We start from the raw sequence: 19,061 nt of genomic DNA, 5'->3' as shown, positions 1-19,061 counted from the left end.
GAATCATTTGCCTGAATCATAGAATAATAGACGAGTCAATTGATAAACTTAAAGAAGGGGGGATTGGCCCACTACATACGAGAATGTGTATTCAATGGACGATTGTTTTCCCCCCCCAAAAAAAATTATGAAAACTCCAATTATCCTCCTCAAAGAACGATTTTTACAGGCTTTAGTCGCTGCTTTTGGGCAAGAATTAGCGGCAACTGACCCCCTGTTAGTTCCTGCGAGTAATCCCAAGTTTGGGGATTACCAGTCAAATGTGGCTATGTCTTTGGCGAAACCGTTAAAGCAAAAGCCCCGCGATATTGCTCAGAAAATTGTGGATCATTTAAATGTGAGCGATATTTGCCAAACCCCAGAAATAGCGGGTCCCGGCTTTATTAATTTGATGATTAAACCCAGTTATCTGGAAGCCCAACTCAGTTCGATTGTGGGTTTTGCCCGACTGGGGGTAGACCGGGTAGAAAATCCCCAGAAAATTGTGGTGGATTTTTCCAGCCCCAATATTGCTAAAGAAATGCACGTGGGACATCTGCGATCGACCATTATCGGCGATTGTATTGCCCGAATTTTGGAATTCCGGGGACACGAAGTTATCCGACTCAACCATGTCGGTGACTGGGGCACCCAATTCGGGATGCTGATTACCTATTTGCGCGAAGCTTATCCCGAAGCTTTGACGAAAGCGGATGCTTTGGATATTGGCGATTTGGTGGCTTTCTACAAAAAAGCCAAACAACGGTTTGATGAATATGAGGCGTTTTGCGAAAGTTCTCGGCAAGCGGTGGTGCAACTGCAAGCTGGAGATCCAGAGACAATCCAAGCTTGGAAATTATTGTGCGATCAATCTCGTCGCGAGTTTCAGGTGATTTATGATTTGTTGGATATTAAGGTGACGGAACGGGGCGAGTCTTTTTATAATCCTTTTTTGCCCGCAGTGGTGGCAGATTTGGATAACTTGGGATTATTGCAAGAAGACCAAGGCGCCCAATGTGTGTTTTTAGAAGGGTTTATGAATAAAGAAGGAAACCCTCAGCCGTTGATCGTGCAAAAATCTAATGGTGGCTATAATTACGCGACTACGGATTTGGCAGCTTTGCGCTATCGGATTAAGGAAGATGGGGCAAAACGGATTATTTATGTGACGGATCTAGGTCAGTCTACCCATTTTGCCCAGGTGTTCCAGGTGGCAACTCGTGCTGGTTGGATTCCCGATGATGTACAAGTGGTTCATGTTCCCTTTGGTTTGGTGCAAGGGGAAGATGGCAAGAAGTTGAAAACCCGCGCTGGGGAAACTGTGCGGTTACGGGATTTGTTGGATGAGGCGATCGCCCGCGCTAAGGCTGATTTGGAAACCCGACTTCAAGTAGAAGGACGGTCAGAAACTCCAGAATTTATCGACCGTGTGGCGCAAGTGGTGGGTTTGAGTGCGGTGAAATATGCTGACTTGAGCCAAAATCGCACCAGTAGCTATATTTTTAGTTACGATAAAATGCTGGCTTTGCAAGGGAATACGGCCCCTTATATGCTTTATGCTTATGTCCGAGTTCAGGGAATTAGCCGTAAAGGTGATATTGATTTCGGACATTTGGGGGTGGGTGAGCAAATTATCCTCAAAGAAGAGACGGAAATCGCTTTGGCAAAACATATTCTGCTGTTGAGTGAGGCGATCGCTGCGGTAGAAACGGAGTTATTACCGAATCGGCTTTGTCAATATCTATTTGAATTGAGCCAAAAGTTTAATCAATTTTACGATCGCTGTCCGGTTTTACAAGCAGAGGAACCATTCCACACTTCTCGTTTACTCCTGTGTGATTTTACAGCCCGGATTTTGAAATTGGGCTTGAATTTATTGGGAATTGAAGTGTTAGATCGGATGTAGTTTTATTCAGGGTAGGGGTCAACGACCGTTGACCCTTACAATCGATGTTTGTAGGGGCGAAGACTGACGGCAAATAATCTCTGGCTGTTAACCCAAGAATATCTGCCGGAAAGATCGCGCCCCTACGGATATTTGTGTTTTACCAACCAGAAAACCGCTGTAATTATGAGGCTTCGGGCGAATACCAAAAGTACAATTAACAAATAAAAAACAATGTTATTCTGGCTATTTTTATTAGGAATAGGGACTGGTTTTCTCTCAGGCATTTTTGGCGTAGGTGGCGGATTTATCATCGTGCCTGCCTTAACTTTTTTGGGATTTTCTGTGATTAATGCAGCGGCCACCAGTTTAGTCGGAGTGTTGCTTACAGCGATTTCCGGTAGTTGGCAAAACTGGTTGAATTCTCAATTAAATTTGCGTGTTTGTGGCCAAATTGCTTTGGTGGGAATTCCCGCTGCACAAGTGGGTGCTTGGGTGGGCGATCGCCTTTCAGATCGCTGGTTGGCTCTGATTTTTTCCGGTTTATTATTATTGACGATTTATCTAATTCACAGGCGAGAAAGTTTCAATCAAGATGCAGATAATTCGGCGAATGAACCGGAAGTTGATCCAATTTTATCTCAGCCATTAAGCCGCTGGAAATTTGCCCAAATTGGCGCGATCGCTGGGGTGATGTCTGGGATATTTGGGATTGGGGGTGGGATTGTAATGGTGCCGTTACAAATCCTATTATTAGGAGAGTCAATTAAAACTGCTGCCCCCACCAGTTTAGGGGCAATGGTGGCGATCGCCGCTTCCGGATTAATTCAACATACTTGGCATCATCATGTCTTATGGATTTCGGGAATTTGTTTAGGCATTGGCGGGATTATTGGGGTGCAATTGGGGACTTGGTTATTGCCTCATGTTTCGACCACTTGGATTAATCGGTGGTTTCAGTTTTTCCTGATATGTTTAGCTTTATATATGCTAGAAGAAAGCGGGTTGAGATTTTGATGCGATCGGCAAATCAACTGGATCACCCCTAGGATGTTTTCCGCAATATTTGGCCACCCCCCAAATTAAATCAAATCAGTTCATTTCAGTCCATTCATCACTGAAGGATCTTTTGCTCATGCCAAAAAATCATCAGTTAGTAACTTGCAATAAAATATCAACAAACCAAATAGTCAATCAAAGGCAATACAGAATATGCTGATAAATTGGCAGACGCTATTGTTGAGTTCCCCGTCTGTGAGGACTATTTGTGCTAGACATTAAACAAATTCGGGAAAATCCCCAAGCAGTTCAGGAACGGCTAAACCAGCGCAGTAATGACTACGACCTGGCGCCCATTGTGGAAATCGATCGCCAACAGCGAGAATTAGAGACGCAGCGATCGCAGCTACAAGCGCGGAGTAAAGAAATTGCCAAAGAAATTGGCCAAAAAATGAAAGGGGGCGGTAAACCGGAAGACCCTGAAATCTCGGCTTTACAAGAAGAGGGCAACCAAGTGAAAAGCCAAATTGGGGAACTAGAACCCAAGGAAAAAGAACTCAAAGCCCAACTGGAAGAATTACTTTTAAACCTACCAAATTTACCCAGTGCAACCACTCCCATTGGCAAGAGTGAAAATGAAAACGTAGAAGTGCGGCGTTGGGGTGACGAATACCTGCCCAAAAATGCCAATATTTTGCCTCATTGGGAAATTGGCGAAAAGTTAGGGATTCTTAACTTTGATCGCGCCGTAAAAGTTGCCCAAAGTCGGTTTGTTTCTTTAATTGGGGCTGGTGCCGCCTTAGAAAGAGCGTTAATTAATTTTATGCTCGATCAACAAATTGCGGCGGGATATTTGGAAATTATGCCGCCAGTTTTAATTAACTCCGACTCCCTTCGGGCTACGGGACAATTACCTAAATTTGCGGAAGAAAGTTTTCAATGTCGGGAGGATGACTTGTGGTTAGCCCCCACTGCGGAAGTACCCGTCACCAACCTCTACCGCAATGAGATTTTAACCGCTGAAGATTTGCCAATTTATCATTGTGCTTATACTCCTTGTTTTCGGCGGGAAGCTGGCAGTTATGGCAAGGATACTAGAGGACTGATTCGACTGCATCAATTTAATAAAGTTGAATTAGTCAAATTTGTTCACCCCAGCACTTCGGAAGCAGAACATGAGGCATTAGTGGCTAATGCTGAGGCGATTTTGCAAGCCTTAAAACTGCCTTATCGAGTCATAGAACTTTGTACCGGAGACTTAGGTTTTAGTGCCCAAAAATGCTATGATTTAGAAGTATGGCTGCCCTCCGCTGGAAAATATCGGGAGATTTCTAGCTGTTCTAATTTTGGGGATTTTCAAGCCCGACGTGCGAATATTCGCTTTAAAGATAAAGGCAAAAAAGGCACGGAATTTGTCCATACTTTAAACGGGTCTGGGTTGGCGATCGGGCGAACAATGGCGGCAATTTTGGAAAATTATCAACAGCCCGATGGCACAATTAAAGTGCCGAAAGTCCTGCAACCTTATCTGAAACGAGAGATATTATAAAGAAATAGAAATAGTTATGTAGGGTGGGCAAAATTTTGCCCACCCTACTACTTGTGATTAGGAAATTATTTTTCAGCAATGACCAGCATCTCAAAATCTTCAGTGGTTAATTTATCATTTCGAGAAAATGCACCCAGCTTGGCACCATAAATATCTATCCTGCTGTAACCAAGAGATTTAAGTAACCAGGTAATTTCGCTTGGCACATAAAACCTTTCATTACAGGCAAGGGATTTCTTGTTTCCCAGGTCATCTTCAAATTCCGTTATGTTATAATCCCGGAATGTCATCAAGTCAAAAGAATTGCTTCGGCAGATAGAATTTCCTGATCCCGTTGCTGATGCACAGAATTGCTCAACCGAATGATATAATGGGAACAATCCATTTAAAGTCGTGAATATAAATTTAGTATGGGTATGCGCCTTTAGCGATCTGGTGACATTTTTCAGGATTTCAAAGTTCATTTCATCAGTTTCCATGAGCGAAAATCCTCCCTCGCAAAGCATGATCGCTGCGTCAAATTCATTATTGAATGTCAAATTACGGGCATCCTGCTGCTGAAAGTCAACGATCAAATTTTCACTTTTTGCTTTATCCTTTGCCCTTTTAAGCTGGGATGCAGATAAATCAATTCCAGTAACAGAGTATCCCCGCTTTGTCAGTTCAATTGTATGTCTTCCCGTACCGCAGCCCACGTCTAATATTTTCAAGGATTTGTTAAATCCTAGTTCTTGCTCTAAAAAATCACACTCACCAATTGTCCCTTTTGTATAAATCTCAGAATCGTATTTTTCTCCGTAGTTCTCGAACAGGGATTCGTACCATTGTTTTTGAGTCATATTGTTTAACCCGATTTGTTTTATTCGCCGAAAATTTAATTTGTAGTTATGTAGTAGTTATGTAGGGTGGGCAATTTTGCCCACCCTACAAATATTATATGATTAAATCAAGATGATTCCATCCATGAATTCTCCAATTACCAGTTATGTAGGGTGGGCAAAATTTTGCCCACCCTACCCGTGGATTCGGTGCGAAAGTCCTGAGTTATAATCACAGCAGAACCATCTTTTCATCACAGGTCAAAGTTATGACAGTGAGACAACCTCGCTACAGTAAAGCAGAATTTGCTTTGAGGGGCGATCGCCTGGATGAAACTCAAGTGCGATCGCAAGTTGAAGAAGGAAATCATGGGAAAATCGTGGCGATTGATATTGAAACGGGTATGTTTGAGGTGGCAGACGAAATTTTGACCGCCACCGATCGCTTATTTGAACGACTCCCTGATGCTCAACCTTGGATTGTTCGGATGATTCGCCCCTAAGCGCGATCGCTTGGGGCGTTGCAACAGCCAGATCGCGATAGCTTCACGCAATGTTCATCATTTTGTCGCCAGAAGTTATTGAAAGATTAAGATAAATTAAATCTGGTGCGATCCCCCCTAACCCCCCTTAAAAACGCCACTCGGAACCGGATTTCAAATCTTGCCAACAATTCAAAGAAAATTAGATAGAAGCGGCGCCGCAGTCACAATAACTAAGCCAGGAGACTACTTAATGGATTTAGAAACACTACTTCAGTATATTGATATCGGAAATGAAGACCAAGACATTGAGTTTAAATCTGCTACATGGACTTTACCAAAAGATGTTTGGGAAACTGTATCTGCTTTTGCCAACACAGAGGGCGGCTATATTATTTTGGGAGTCAGTGAAACGTCTCAAGGAATGAATATTTCAGGAGTTATCGACCCGAATCAGTTAATTAAAGAATTTTGGGACGGTCATAATAACTCCCAAAAACTCAGTACGCCAATTTGCGGCAATTCAGATATGCAAATTCAAGCGATCGAGGAGAATAATCTTGTCATTATTAGAATTCCCAGAGCTTCACGAATTCAACGCCCCGTGTACATTAATAATAATCCGATGACCGGGACGTACAAGCGAAACTATGAAGGAGATTATCGTTGTTCTGCCTCATAAGTTAAACAAATGTTGCGAGATGCCAGTGACGATCCTCAAGATTATCAAATTTTGGATGGATTTGATTTAACTGACCTCGATTCTGATACGCTGAAGGCATTTCGTCAACGTTTTAGTAATAGAGAACCGGATCATCCTTGGTTAGCAAAAGATGATCGAGATTTACTGTATCAATTAGGAGGATGGCGGCGCGATCGCACCACGGGGAAAGAAGGATTAACCATTGCTGGTTTGCTGATGTTCGGGCAAGAACGGAGTATTTTAGACGCATTACCCTATTACCATCTGGATTATCAAGAAAATTTTTCCACCGACCCGGAACAGAGATGGACTTATCGCCTTACTCTTGACGGGAAATGGGTTCCTAATTTGTTTAATTTTTATTATCGGGTTTATAATCGCTTAGTGAATGATTTAGCGGTTCCTTTTCAACTCGATCAAGATGCCACCCGTAAAGGAGAAACCCACGTTCATCAAGCTTTACGAGAAGCTTTAGTCAATACTTTAATTCATGCAGATCATTTCTCTAACCGCTCGATTGTAATTATCAAAAAAACTGATCGATTTGAGTTTTCTAATCCAGGGCGGCTGAGAATTACTATCCAAGAACTTTATGGGGGTGGAATTACCGACCCTCGCAATCCGAATTTACAAAAAATGTTTCAAATGCTTGGATTAGGGGAAAAAGCCGGGTCGGGATTTCAGAAAATTCTGCGGGCTTGGAAGGAACAACAGTGGTACATCCCTGATGTTTCAGAGAAACTAGAACAAGATTTAACCTCGGTTATTTTACCAATGGTCGGTTTCATTCCTGAAACTATTGAAAAAGAATTAAGAGATTTGGTGAGAGACAATTATTCTAGCTTAACTGAATTAGAACGAATTATCTTAGCCTGTACTCATAAATTTGGTGAAATTACTAACACGGATATTCAATATTTCCGCAATGAGCATCCTAGAGATATTGGCGAATGCCTTAAGGGGTTAGTTAAAAATGGTTACTTAGAACAATCTGGTCGTAGTCGCAGTACACGCTATACTTTAGCGAACCAAAGTGAGCCTGATTTGTTTTCGTTGTTGCCGAACTCCGAACATTACGAGGCGAACTCCGAACATTACGAGGCGAACTCCGAACATTACGAGGTGAACTCCGAACATTACGAGCGATTAAAACAAATCTCGACTGCCGTGCGTGAGACAGGTCGTGCGAAACAAGAAGATGTCAAGAAGGTAATCTTACAACTTTGCTCCGAACATTATCTGTCACTGCGAACAATAGCTGAATTACTCGGACGTAAACCAAATAGTGTGCGAAACCATTATGTCAACCCCATGTTAGATGAGGGTTTACTAGAACTGAAATATCCCGATCGCACCAATCATCCACAGCAAGCATACAAAACCGGATCGCCACCCACCCCCTAACCCGTCAATTTTTGATCGTAGCAGGGTTCAGAAACCGGGTTTTTTTGAGGGTTAATCTAGAATTTTGGGAAAAAAGGCAAAAAACCCGGTTTCTCCGATACTCAAACCGATGCTCTCGTTCGCATTCGATCGCTTTTGGGGCGGTTTCTGCTAGTAGGGTACTACAAGTCGATCGCTTTCCCAGCTATTGTGATTCTGTATCAATCGCCCTAATCACTTACCGAATCTATGCTTGAAACCACAGAAGTCGATAAAGTAATTGCCATTTCCAACACTGGCCCAATGGTTTCTGCCTTTCAATGTGGCCGAATAGATTTGCTTAAGCGATACTTTTCGTTGATTTATATTACCCCATCTGAGCTAGAGGAACTAAATGTTCATGGCTGGATAGATGAAGTGAATCAACTCATTGCTGAGGGATTTGTGGTTGTTGAAGAATTAACTGATTCAGAAAAAACACAGGCAGAAGCAGTGGCAAAGCGCATTGCTCAATTACAAAAATCCGCTAATTCAGATTGGCACAATGACCTGGCGGAAGCGGAAGCAATCGTTCTCATGCAGCACCGAAAAAACCTAGATGTTGCTATGATTCTTTTAGATGAGAAAGCAGCACGTCAGGTGGCTCGCCAACTGGGATTAAACCTAACCGGATTTCCCGGTGTCCTGGGACGTGCGGGACTTGACGGAGTTTTAACAAAAGATGAGATTCGACAGTTGCTCAAAATGTGCCAGCAGCAAGGAACATTTTATAGCGATCGATTAATTGAAACCTTAGCAGAAAATTACGGTAATTAAACTATGACCAAACAAGTTCCAGAACCCAACGCCGAGTTATTATCCCCTGAAGATGTCCATGAGGATGTACTGGCACTGACGGCTGCTTTGGAACGGCGCAGTGCGGAACGTCAGGCTTATAGAATTTTATCCCGTCCAGATATCCGAGATATGATTAAACAGGCAATATCAAGTGGTGTTTGTGCGACTGAAGAAGAAGCGATCGCCGCGCATTAAAAACATTAATTACGGCAATTGGTTAGTTATTTAATCTTAGCATAGTTTCAGTTATGTAGGGTGGGCAAAATGCCAGCCCACCCTACCCGTGGATTCGGTGCGAAAGTCCTGAGTTATAATCACAGCAGAACCATCTTTTCATCACAGGTCAAAGTTATGACAGTGAGACAACCTCGCTACAGTAAAGCAGAATTTGCTTTGAGGGGCGATCGCATATATGAGACACAAGTGCGATCGCTCTTTGGAAGAGGGAAATCATGGGAAAATCGTTGCCAATTAATATTGAAACGGGTATGTTTGAGGGGTAGATAGATTAACATATTATACAGTTATGCCAAAACCTTAAACTTGCTTGAGGGGTTCAGGAGCAATTAAATGAGCTTAGTGATTTCCGATGAAGTGGTCAAAGCCAGCCCAGCCTATCAGAAAAAGACTTGATGCTGGAAATTATTATCATGCTATTTGAAAAAGAAAAAATATCTCTGGCTAAAGCCAGTTATCTAGCAGGAATGTCTCAACTTCAGTTTCAACATTTGCTCGGAAGTCGTGGCATTTGCATTCATTATGGCGTTGAAGAGTTTCGGGAAGATATGAAATCCTTACAAGAAAATAACTGGCGATGACAATAGTTAGCAATACTTCGCCGTTGAGAACCTTGATTGCGATCGGTCATATAGAACTTCTGGCACAAATTTACGAAGCAATTTAGCCAAAGAAACGTTCATATCACGTTGCCGAACATCATCACTTAGCTTGCGATATTCAGTCCAAAACGAAGGAATAACTTCAGATTTCATAACTGCTCATAATCCATCTCACTCGCTTTTCCTGCTGCCCGTTCTTTTTCGCTTGTGCGCTGCTGCCACCAACGCTGACTGCGTTCGAGCAAAGGACGCATCCCACCGCTTGTTCATCCCGTAAATCAGCAATATACTCGCGCAAATGATCGACCACTCGCTGCTGGATTTCAGTGGGTAAAGCTTCTACCATCTCTACCGAATCTGCGATCGCTGTTGATGACATAAATAATTTTGACTCTTTGGAAAAATTCTATGAATATTCTATAGCAATCCGTGCAGGGGTTGTGGTAATTGTAGTTATGTAATTATGTAGGGTGGGCAAAATTTTGCCCACCCTACCGGGGCTTTGTGCTATAATTACTCAATATGTAGTGACAATTTACGAATTGCCACTGCTCAATATAGAGGTAATGCGTAAGTCTTGGTTATTTAGCAGCCAGGAATCAGGATAATCAGGTGAAAGAAAATCATCCCGTATTGTGCTTCCTGCTATCTGTAACAACTCAGTCAAGTAATCTCTAGTTGTTGCAACAATTTCCAGAATAGTTTGTTTAATTTCATCTGGATCTGTATCTAAATCATCTTGCTGAATGCGTGCCATTGATCGTCTAGAATACCTAGAATTGTAGTATAGTATTTTGAGCCTTCAGTATGATTTTTTTTATGAAAATTTATAGGCAAAAGCATTAAATTTTCATCCCCATCTTTATTGAAAACTCTGTAGCGTTCAGCTTCCCTAATTAGGGGGTGTTTTTTGCAAAGCTGGACTGGAATAATGTGATGCTTATGATGAATACCATCACGTGCGCTTGCATATTTTTTTTTCTGTAGTCTTTGCAATTGCTTCTTTTTGCTCTTCGTTAATATCTTTCGGAAGCAAGTTATATAAATTTACCCTGTATTCTTTTTCTTGATTGTTAGGATCTTTAATAATTAAGTCTCCAGTAGCGCTATGATATTTAATCATATATTCTCCTGGTTGTATTTAAGTGGTTTGCAGATCCATTCTGGAATAGACCAAACAGACCAGGAAGACCAAAATTTTTTCGTGTTCGTGATTCATCATATTTTTGGTTTTTTTTGAACAAAACCTAGTAACTTTAACAGCAAAATAAACAAAATTTCTCTTTCATCATCAATAAGTATCTCTTGTAGTCTAGAACGCAATTTGGCGCGAATCTAAGCCTCTGATTTTCTTAACTACTTTTTTTTCTTCTGGGTTAAGCTGAGATTGGTTATCAAGTTGCTCCAGTTTTTTCCAAAATCCTTGAGAAGGTCTTCAACCTTCATTTTTCCTAATTCTTGGCGAAATTTATCGGGATCTATATTAGAAGGTTGAGGCATATCTCCAAAGTCGGGCAATTTTGGGAGTTTATTCCTGCAAATGCCAAGAAAATGCCAAAAAGCCCAAAGGTCAGCGATAAAAGTATGACAAAAAAGGTAGCAATAGGGAAGACCCACCAGTACCAGCCTGGATATTCAACTCTCCGTCCTCGAATAAAATCTATTCCGACCCCAATCAAACCATAACCACAAGAAAGAACAAGTCCTCCTATGAAACCTCCTACTACAGTTTTCCCAACTTAGAGTGCCTCCAAGACCTGATATCAGTATATTGACTAACCCTAACCCCAAGCCCTAAACTAATCCAACTGGAAAAAACTCTGGCTCCAAAACCAAATCTTTCGTTCAGCGGACCGGGAGTAATAAAATTCAGGATTTTCTCCAGCATAAATCACTTAACCGTCGTGAGATTGACAGTTGACAATGAGAAACTTTAGTTCCCTCTGTAAAGAGTTTAAATTCCCCGGTCTGAACCACGCAATCGGAAAAAAACCTGATTTTCTAGGTAATTTGGTAACAAAATGTAACAAAAACCCCTGAAAAAACCTGATTTTCTGGAGCCAAGGTAAGCTATAATGGCTGTAACCTATACCACCAGCGTTTGTATGACGATTACAGAAGTGTTGCAGTTGGTCGATCGCCTCGTAGAGAAGCAAGCGGGCAAACACCTCAACGACTTAGAAAAAACTGTGGTTAAAGGTCTGTGGGAAGGTAAAACATACAGTCAAATTGCCGACGAACATGGATACGATACAAACTATATTGGGGATACCAGTCGTTGGTTATTTAAACAGTTATCTGAAGAGTTAGATGAAAAAGTAACTAGAGCTAATTTTTGTTGGACAATTGAGAGAGTAATAAATTCTCAGTTTGTTGGATTGGTCAACAGTCATATTACTTGGTGTCATCCCAATATTCAACCCAGTAGCACATCAACCCCTGAGACAGAGGAAATAAACAAAAAAACCGAGTATCGGGATTTAGCGATCGCGCCGAGTATCGCCTATTTTTGCGATCGCACAACCGAACTACAAACTTTATCCCATTGGGTACTAGAGGAAAATACTCGTTTGATATCGGTTTTGGGATTACCGGGAATTGGGAAAACTACCCTAGTGAAAAAGTTTGTTGACCTCAACCTGCAAAAGTTTGATGTGGTGGTCTGGAAAAGCCTTAAGTTTTCCCGGTCTTTAGATAGCATAATTACAGATATTTGTGCAAATGGCAATTTAGATAACCTGATTATTACTGACAACGCCATTAGTCAATTAATTAATATTTTATCTCAGCAAAGATGCTTGCTAATCTTGGATGACGTGCAAGAGTTGTTTACCCCTGGACAATTGGCAGGAGAATATAAAAGCGAATATGAAGACTATAAAACTTTGTTTAGCAGTTTGCGAGAAATTACACATCAAAGCTGTGCGATATTATTGAGTCAGGAACAATCTCAAGAGATGTTCAGCTTCAACGACAATTTATCACCAGTCAAGTATTTAGAATTAAAAGGTTTAACCGATCCCAATTTTTTTACATCTCTGGGATTGTCAGGCGATCGCAATTTGTCAAGTTTAATGACAGCCTATGAAGGACATCCGGCTTACTTAAAAGATATTGCTAGTTTAATCAGCCATGTTTTTGGCGGCAAAGTGTCTGAGTTTTTAGCTGAAGATTGCCTAATTATCCCCGTTGATACTCAATTACAAATTAAGGAGTTTTTCCAGCGATTATCCCCGATAGAAGAACAGATTATGTTAAAATTAAGCCAATGGGATAAGCCGATATCTAAGGAAGAATTAAAGCAAGGTTTAGACCTGTCACCAATTGCGCTGATTAACGGATTGCAATCTTTGAAGCGACGTTATTTAATCAACATAATAGCAGGAGAAAAGGTGTTGCTTGATTTATCTAATGTGATTCGGGCATATTTGAGAATCACTGGGGAAAAATAACTGCCTGTAGGGTGGGCAATTTTGCCCACCCTACTACTGGATAAGGGCGAAGCATTCGGGTAATAAATTATTTGTTTTTACCCCGAAATTAATCGCCCGAATGCTTCGCCCCTACCGCCCCTGCAAATATTATATCATTAAATCAAGATTATTCCATGCATGAATTATCCAATTACCAGTAACCAAATTAAACAAAAAGCCCAAGAATTTGGCTTTCATAAAGTGGGCATTTCTCTAGTAGATGAGGCTGATTCCTCAGCAGTTAGCCATTTACAATCATGGTTAAATCATGGCTATCAAGCAGATATGCAATGGATGGCTAATCCCAAACGCCAAGATATTCGTCAAGTGATGCCCGATGTAGAATCGGTGATTTCTGTGGCATTAAATTATTATACCCCATATCAACATTCTGACGAGCCAAAAATTGCCAAAATTTCTCGCTATGGTTGGGGCAGAGATTATCATCGGGTATTGGATAAAAAATTGAAAGCTTTTTCTCTTTGGTTAGAGGCACAAGCCCCCGGAATTAAAGCCCGTTATTATGCGGATACAGGGCCAATTTCTGATAAGTTTTGGGCGCAACAAGCTGGTCTGGGTTGGATTGCTAAAAATGGGAATTTGATTACTCGTGAGTATGGATCTTGGGTGTTTTTGGGGGAGGTTTTGACGAATCTGAAATTAACAGGCGATCGCGCCCATACCCAACATTGTGGCACTTGTAATCGCTGCCTTGAAGCTTGTCCTACTCAGGCTATTGTTAAGCCTTTTGTGGTTGATGCTAACCGTTGTATTGCCTATCATACGATTGAAAACCGGGCAGAAGATTTACCGGATGAAATTAAGTCTAATTTACAAGGATGGGTAGCCGGTTGTGATATTTGTCAAGATGTTTGTCCCTGGAATCAACGGTTTGCCCAGCCTACAGATGTGAAAGAATTTGAGCCTTATCCAGAGAATCTTGCCCCGACTTTGGCAGAACTGGCAGAGTTATCAGAAGACGAATGGAATCGGCGTTTTCCCGCTTCGGCTTTGCGGCGGATTAAACCCGAAATGTGGCGGCGGAATGCTAGGGCTAATTTGGGAAATTGTGAAGGTTAAAAACCGTAGAGGCGCAATGCTTGCGCCCAAATTAATCTCGCAATTGCAGCAATAATTTCTTAAATTATTAGCCGATTAAGCCGATTAAATAGAAAAAAAATTGGCATAACGATATAAGTTTACGGGCAGAAATAAATTCACCACAGACCCGATTAGAAGAAAAGAGGAAAGAGTAAAGAGATGCCTAGTAAAGATATTCTCTCTTCTCTCTCCTACGAATCTCTCTCCTATGCATCCTTCCTATATGCGGGAATCCAAAGATTTACGCAGGGGAACGAAAAGTGCAATTAATTATGTTCACCTACTTCGTTATTTCCTCGCTAATCAGCAATTAAAAATTGAACATAAATTCAAAATAAATCAAAATGTATGCGTAAACTATTCCCTAACTAACATGGCATATTTTTTTCGCTGCTTAGGAAATAAACCGGACAATTGCCAAAATTTAGTAATTTGTTCGCTGACCAGTTGCGAATGGAAATACTGAAAAAAGTAACGGCCTCCAGGACATGACCATATGCGATCGCGTAGCGTTGCGGATGCAACATCGCGTAGCGTTGCGGATGCAACATCGCGAACCGTTGCGGATGCAACATCGCGTAGCGTTGCGGATGCAACATCGCGAACCGTTGCGGATGCAACATCGCGAACCGTTGCGGATGCAACATCGCGTAGCGTTGCGGATGCAATATCGCCTTCTTTTAACCAAGGCTGCCATCCATGCAATAAATTAGAGTCAACCACGAAATCGTTATCACTGCCACAAATTAACATAGGAACTGGTGCATTGCCCGGAAACATACTAAATCTTTGATATAAACTATGAGGTGATAAAGAACTCATTAGATCGTTTTCTAATATTTTGATGATTTCTTTGGTAACGACATGAGATTGCTTGCCAAATAAGTTGTAAACCATTCGGGCTAAAATGATTTACCGAGAACAAGGCAAGACTTGGAGTTGTGCGTAATAATGGGCTTGCCAATCAACCGCAGGATGCACTCCGACAGAGAGAAGTGTGAGCGATGTTGCATCCGCAACGCTACGCGATCGCACTTTTTCTGGATAGCGACGGGCGTACATTAATCCTAATAGTCCGCTGGTACTATGTCCGAGTAAATGAATTGGCTGTTGGCGATCTTTTAAATAATCATGGAGTAAATCTACAGCAATTTCTAAAGACGTGGGTTCGTCGGGAGTTTGACTATATTCCCATTTAGCGATCGCGGTTTGTGCCGATAACTGCTTTAATAGCGGGCGATTGAATTTTTCTAACGCGGGGCTAACATTAATCCACAGTGCATCCGGTGATAAAGACATAGGAAAACCTCCTTTTGATTTGTAATAAATTTTCTCGATTGTGACAGGCTAGGAATAGAAACCGAGTTTTTTTGGGAAACCCGGTTTCCGAGTAAATCCTTAATTATCAATTCCCCGTCTTTTTAAGGAAAGACAGAAACCTTTACAAGCCAAACTCTTGTTTTAGTCGATCCACCCAATATTTCACGCGGAGACCGGTCATATCTGACTGATTATCTTCATCGATCGCCAAGCCGACAAACTTACCATTTTTAACTGCTTTCGACTCGGTAAAATCATAGTCATCTGTCGGCCAATAACCCACGGTTTGCCCCCCAAGGGAGGTAATTTTTTCTTCGAGAATTCCCATGGCATCTTGAAAATTATCCGCATATCCTATTTGATCGCCAGCGCCAAAATAGGCCACTTTCTTGCCAATAAAATCAATGCTGTCTAATTCATCCTAGAAGCTTTCCCAATCAGATTGAAGTTCTCCCACATTCCAAGTTGGGCAGCCAATAATAATGCGATCGTAATCCCCAAAATCGCTGGTTTCTGCCTCAGAAATATCGTGCAAAGCAACAACGCTATCGCCACCCAGTTCTTTGTGAATCATTTCCGCGATCGTTTCGGTATTTCCCGTTTGTGTTCCATAAAATAAACCAACTTTGGCCATACTTTTCTCCTAGATTAATCCTTCTTAGTCAGCGCTTTAGGGTTATGAGTATTTTTTGCTAATATCTCTAAATAATTTGGCAAAAAAATCATTAAAAGCTATATGTTTTAGGCAAAAAAATGCTCATTTTACCTACCTCTAGAATCGGTGCTTTTATTTCTGTCATTGTTCAATCGCTTGCAGCGATAATCTTGGCTTCATCAGAACATATAAACTTGAGGACTTGATTTTGAGCAAACCTCCGGCTGCAAAAACAGCCGATTAACTTCTTCGGAAACTGGCATAGTTTGGCGACAACTTGGGCAATACCAGTACAAACCATTGCGACCGATATGCCGGAGGACTTTTCCCGAACAACAAGGACAGTTCATAACTAAAAATAGTGTGAGGAGCGGTTGAGAAAACCCGGTTTTGTATCTAGGAAACTCTAGGAAAATTTAGGAAACTTATGGCTGGCATCCATAGCTACCCAATCAACCGGGTTGCTGGAATCATGTAATTCCTAAGAATTAAACTTCCACAGAATTCAAAGCTTTTTCTACTCGCTTGAAATCAAACCCCATTGCTCTGATAGCGTGCCACAAATGTCCTTGCAAGAAGAAAAATGCGAGGAAAAAGTGAGCGTTGGCTAACCATGCACGAGGAGTATGTTCGCCCAAAGGTAAGTTAACCGTATCGGCAAAATAGGGAGTAATTCCCATTTTTACTTCTAACACTGGACCGTAAAATTCCACCGGATAGGCGAGGGTATTAACGGCACAGAAATAAGCGGCTACAAAACCAGCTAAGGCAATGCCACCTAATGAGTAAGAAAGAATTGCTTCCCCGGAGAAAGTTAAGACTTTCTTTGCCCATTGGCGGAACTAAGATATGCCAAATTCCCCCACCAATGAGCATCACGCCTACATAAATGTGACCGCCCACCAGGTCTTCTAAATTATCAATACTGGCAAAGTGAGTTTGATAGCCATAAATCACAAATGGATTGAGAGTTGGTTCTGTCACCACGCGCAGGGTTTGAGTTGCCGCATCATAAAGTCCGTCCCAATACATGGCTTTGGCTACTAACAATAAAGCGCCCATGCCTAAAAACAGTAAATGATGCCCCAAAATCAGCCCCAATTGTTTGGGATCGTTCCAGTCAAAGTGAAACTTTTTGGCTTGACCGGAGGCAGTTTTCAGGTCTTCGGGTGCTTTGAGAATGTGAAACAAGGCCCCCGCACCGAGTACCGCTGAGGAAATCAGGTGAACTGTACCTCCGACAAAGTAGGGGTAGGTGTCCACGATTTTGCCGCCATCCCCAACACCCAGACCCAGGGTTGCTAGGTGGGGAAGCAATATTAGTCCTTGTTCGCTCATGGGTAGGGTGGGGTCAAACCAGGAAATTTCAAACAAGGTAAATGCACCCGCCCAGAAGGTAATCAGCGCCGCTTGGGCAACGTGAGCGGCAATGAATAAGCCGCTTTTGTCGGCGAACCGGGCGTTACCAGCCCACCAGTCATATTTCACCGTTGGATTGTCGTAAGTTTGCATGGGTTACAAGATGGGTTACAGAATGGGTTAATCAATTCAAGCAGACAAAAGCTTATTGACTATTTTTATTAATAAGTCACTTTATTCTACAATCTTTATCAATAAAAATTTATTAAGGTTTGTTAAGATTTTGGCGATTCTGCTCTGCCCCGATCGCCTTTTGGCTCAGATAACCGGCGATCGCTGACCTGCCCAGCGTCCCCAAATAAGCGTAAAAGCTTTGTTTTATCAGGGTTTTAGCAAGCGATCGATGGGCGATCGACCCGACCCACCGCTTCGGGGTTGGTGAAGTTACATATCGATTCGGCTTTCAACCGCCCTCATTTATCGGTAATATTTTTCAATAAGTTTAAATAAAGTTAAATCAAGGTAGTTGCGAAAAAGTGTCAAGTGAATCGGGGATGAAGTGGATCCAAAGAGCCGATCTTGTAGGGCGTGAAAACCCCTGTAGGAAAAATCGTTATGTCATGTAGGGGCGCGGGGATCGCGGATCGGATCGCCCCTACTTGCGCCCGCAATGCTTGCGGCTTAAAAGATTAGTGTTGCTACGTCCAAGAGGGGAAGGGAGATCGGGGGACTTATTTCCAAAAATTTTTGATTTCTCTCCAGATGGCAAATTCCCTAGGATTTGTTTGACGGTGAGTGAAAATGCCGTGACGGGGACTAAAGAATAAAGATAAGATAAAGAAACTAGAAGCTACTAATACAATGGCTGGCCCAGAGGGGAGATTCAAGTAATAACTCAGGTACATTCCACTGATACTGGAAATAATGCCAATTACTGCTCCTAAAATCATTACTTGATGCAGTTGTTTGACTAATAAATAAGCGGTGGCAGCCGGAGTAATGAGTAATGATAAAACTAGGATAACGCCGACGGTTTTCATGCTGGCAACTACGGTTAAAGCAATCAGCACCATTAGACCAAAGTTGAGTAGATTGACGGGCAATCCGGCGGATTCAGCCCCCAATGGATCGAAGGTGTAAAATAAGAGTTCTTTGTAGAGAAAAATCACGACTAATAAAACTACAATGGTGATGATGGCAGTATCGCGGACTTCGTCAGCAGTGACTCCTAAAATATTGCCAAATAAAAAATGGTTGAGGTCAATTTTATTCTGTTTTTGGATCGCCGTAATCAGAGTAATTCCCAGGGCAAAAAATCCCGACAAAACTATGCCCATCGCCGCGTCTTCTTTGATGGGCGATCGTGTATGAATCCAGGCAATAATGACCGTACTTAGCACCCCGGCAATAAAGGCGCCGATAAAAATATTGCCACCGAGAAGAAAGGCGATCGCTAATCCTGGGAGTACGGAGTGACTAATAGCATCACCGAGTAAGGCTAACCGTTGCACCATTAAATAGCTACCGACAACCGCACAAATTAAACCCACTAAAATCGCGATCGCCAGCGATCGCTGCATAAAAGCATATTGTAAAGGTTCGCTTAATAGTTCCCACATAAAAAATCGATATTGACTCAATCAATAATTATCTCAAATAATGATATCAAATAGGAGGAT

At 41.9% G+C, this 19,061-nt stretch carries 20 protein-coding genes and 2 pseudogenes; 11 read left to right on the top strand and 11 right to left on the bottom strand.

The features are described 5' to 3' along the window. The first annotated feature begins 127 nt into the window (after positions 1-127). The 3 genes from argS (at position 128) to serS (ending at position 4,412) form a co-directional block, all read left to right on the top strand. Positions 128-1,885 carry an arginine--tRNA ligase gene (gene argS, locus ABWT76_RS23335; RefSeq protein WP_354635021.1) on the top strand — a complete coding sequence of 586 codons (1,758 nt, stop codon included), beginning with the start codon at positions 128-130 and terminating at the stop codon, positions 1,883-1,885. A gap of 213 nt (positions 1,886-2,098) precedes the next feature. Next, positions 2,099-2,881 (top strand): sulfite exporter TauE/SafE family protein, encoded by a 783-nt coding sequence (locus tag ABWT76_RS23330; RefSeq protein ID WP_054466121.1) that lies wholly within the window; start codon positions 2,099-2,101, stop codon positions 2,879-2,881. A 250-nt stretch (positions 2,882-3,131) separates the two neighbouring features. Beyond that, a complete protein-coding gene (gene serS, locus ABWT76_RS23325; protein ID WP_054466120.1) occupies positions 3,132-4,412 on the top strand; it encodes a serine--tRNA ligase in 1,281 nt (426 codons plus the stop codon). A 65-nt stretch (positions 4,413-4,477) separates the two neighbouring features. Here the strand turns inward: serS and ABWT76_RS23320 are convergent, their stop codons facing one another. After that, on the bottom strand, positions 4,478-5,251 hold the full coding sequence (locus ABWT76_RS23320; RefSeq protein ID WP_054466119.1) for a class I SAM-dependent methyltransferase: 774 nt from the start codon (positions 5,249-5,251) through the stop codon (positions 4,478-4,480). A gap of 248 nt (positions 5,252-5,499) precedes the next feature. Here ABWT76_RS23320 and ABWT76_RS23315 point away from each other — a divergent pair, with 248 nt between their 5' ends. From ABWT76_RS23315 to ABWT76_RS23295, 5 genes are all read left to right on the top strand, one after another. Next, entirely contained in the window at positions 5,500-5,733 is a 234-nt protein-coding gene (locus ABWT76_RS23315; protein ID WP_054466118.1) for a hypothetical protein, read from the top strand. A 232-nt stretch (positions 5,734-5,965) separates the two neighbouring features. Further along, positions 5,966-6,394 carry a helix-turn-helix domain-containing protein gene (locus ABWT76_RS23310; protein ID WP_231636745.1) on the top strand — a complete coding sequence of 143 codons (429 nt, stop codon included), beginning with the start codon at positions 5,966-5,968 and terminating at the stop codon, positions 6,392-6,394. 9 nt (positions 6,395-6,403) lie between these two features. Continuing rightward, the gene (locus tag ABWT76_RS23305) at positions 6,404-7,819 is read left to right on the top strand and encodes an ATP-binding protein (protein WP_354635020.1); all 1,416 of its coding nucleotides are present in this window, start codon (positions 6,404-6,406) and stop codon (positions 7,817-7,819) included. 228 nt (positions 7,820-8,047) lie between these two features. Further along, on the top strand, positions 8,048-8,614 hold the full coding sequence (locus tag ABWT76_RS23300; RefSeq protein ID WP_190878941.1) for a hypothetical protein: 567 nt from the start codon (positions 8,048-8,050) through the stop codon (positions 8,612-8,614). 3 nt (positions 8,615-8,617) lie between these two features. Then, on the top strand, positions 8,618-8,830 hold the full coding sequence (locus ABWT76_RS23295) for a hypothetical protein (RefSeq protein WP_354635019.1): 213 nt from the start codon (positions 8,618-8,620) through the stop codon (positions 8,828-8,830). A 176-nt stretch (positions 8,831-9,006) separates the two neighbouring features. Here the strand turns inward: ABWT76_RS23295 and ABWT76_RS23290 are convergent, their stop codons facing one another. After that, positions 9,007-9,150, bottom strand: coding sequence for a hypothetical protein (locus tag ABWT76_RS23290; RefSeq protein ID WP_354635018.1), 144 nt, complete (start codon positions 9,148-9,150; stop codon positions 9,007-9,009). Positions 9,151-9,267: 117 nt separating this feature from the next. Here ABWT76_RS23290 and ABWT76_RS23285 point away from each other — a divergent pair, with 117 nt between their 5' ends. Further along, a complete protein-coding gene (locus ABWT76_RS23285; RefSeq protein WP_354635017.1) occupies positions 9,268-9,453 on the top strand; it encodes a UPF0175 family protein in 186 nt (61 codons plus the stop codon). A 163-nt stretch (positions 9,454-9,616) separates the two neighbouring features. Here ABWT76_RS23285 and ABWT76_RS23280 read toward each other — a convergent pair whose 3' ends face one another. From ABWT76_RS23280 to ABWT76_RS23265, 4 genes are all read right to left on the bottom strand, one after another. Continuing rightward, a complete protein-coding gene (locus ABWT76_RS23280) occupies positions 9,617-9,853 on the bottom strand; it encodes a hypothetical protein (RefSeq protein WP_354635016.1) in 237 nt (78 codons plus the stop codon). A 156-nt stretch (positions 9,854-10,009) separates the two neighbouring features. Further along, complete coding sequence (locus ABWT76_RS23275) at positions 10,010-10,231, bottom strand: hypothetical protein (RefSeq protein WP_354635015.1); 222 nt, start codon at positions 10,229-10,231, stop codon at positions 10,010-10,012. Further along, positions 10,204-10,470, bottom strand: a complete 267-nt coding sequence (locus tag ABWT76_RS23270) for an AHH domain-containing protein (protein ID WP_354635014.1) — start codon at positions 10,468-10,470, stop codon at positions 10,204-10,206. Before ABWT76_RS23270 ends, ABWT76_RS23275 begins: the two co-directional genes overlap by 28 nt. Continuing rightward, a complete protein-coding gene (locus ABWT76_RS23265; protein WP_354635013.1) occupies positions 10,430-10,597 on the bottom strand; it encodes a hypothetical protein in 168 nt (55 codons plus the stop codon). Before ABWT76_RS23265 ends, ABWT76_RS23270 begins: the two co-directional genes overlap by 41 nt. A gap of 952 nt (positions 10,598-11,549) precedes the next feature. Between ABWT76_RS23265 and ABWT76_RS23260 the strand changes: the two genes are divergently transcribed. Then, positions 11,550-12,926 carry an NB-ARC domain-containing protein gene (locus tag ABWT76_RS23260; protein ID WP_242049931.1) on the top strand — a complete coding sequence of 459 codons (1,377 nt, stop codon included), beginning with the start codon at positions 11,550-11,552 and terminating at the stop codon, positions 12,924-12,926. A 159-nt stretch (positions 12,927-13,085) separates the two neighbouring features. Next, positions 13,086-14,027, top strand: coding sequence for a tRNA epoxyqueuosine(34) reductase QueG (queG, locus tag ABWT76_RS23255; RefSeq protein ID WP_190878935.1), 942 nt, complete (start codon positions 13,086-13,088; stop codon positions 14,025-14,027). A gap of 378 nt (positions 14,028-14,405) precedes the next feature. Here queG and ABWT76_RS23250 read toward each other — a convergent pair whose 3' ends face one another. The 5 genes and pseudogenes from ABWT76_RS23250 to ABWT76_RS23230 all read right to left on the bottom strand — a co-directional run bounded on the left by ABWT76_RS23250 (position 14,406) and on the right by ABWT76_RS23230 (position 19,001). Then, a complete protein-coding gene (locus ABWT76_RS23250; protein ID WP_156331690.1) occupies positions 14,406-14,870 on the bottom strand; it encodes a hypothetical protein in 465 nt (154 codons plus the stop codon). Positions 14,871-14,960: 90 nt separating this feature from the next. Beyond that, positions 14,961-15,347, bottom strand: coding sequence for an alpha/beta fold hydrolase (locus ABWT76_RS23245; RefSeq protein WP_054466109.1), 387 nt, complete (start codon positions 15,345-15,347; stop codon positions 14,961-14,963). Between the two features lie 142 nt (positions 15,348-15,489). After that, positions 15,490-16,002: pseudogene (gene fldA, locus ABWT76_RS23240) on the bottom strand (flavodoxin FldA). A 509-nt stretch (positions 16,003-16,511) separates the two neighbouring features. Continuing rightward, positions 16,512-17,535 (bottom strand): annotated as a pseudogene (locus ABWT76_RS23235) (chlorophyll a/b binding light-harvesting protein). A gap of 578 nt (positions 17,536-18,113) precedes the next feature. Further along, complete coding sequence (locus tag ABWT76_RS23230) at positions 18,114-19,001, bottom strand: metal ABC transporter permease (RefSeq protein ID WP_054466108.1); 888 nt, start codon at positions 18,999-19,001, stop codon at positions 18,114-18,116. Positions 19,002-19,061 lie beyond the last annotated feature (60 nt).

This window comes from Planktothricoides raciborskii GIHE-MW2, assembly GCF_040564635.1.
GTDB classification, from domain to species: Bacteria; Cyanobacteriota; Cyanobacteriia; order Cyanobacteriales; family Laspinemataceae; genus Planktothricoides; species Planktothricoides raciborskii.
This window is presented reverse-complemented; position numbering and strand designations above follow the sequence as displayed.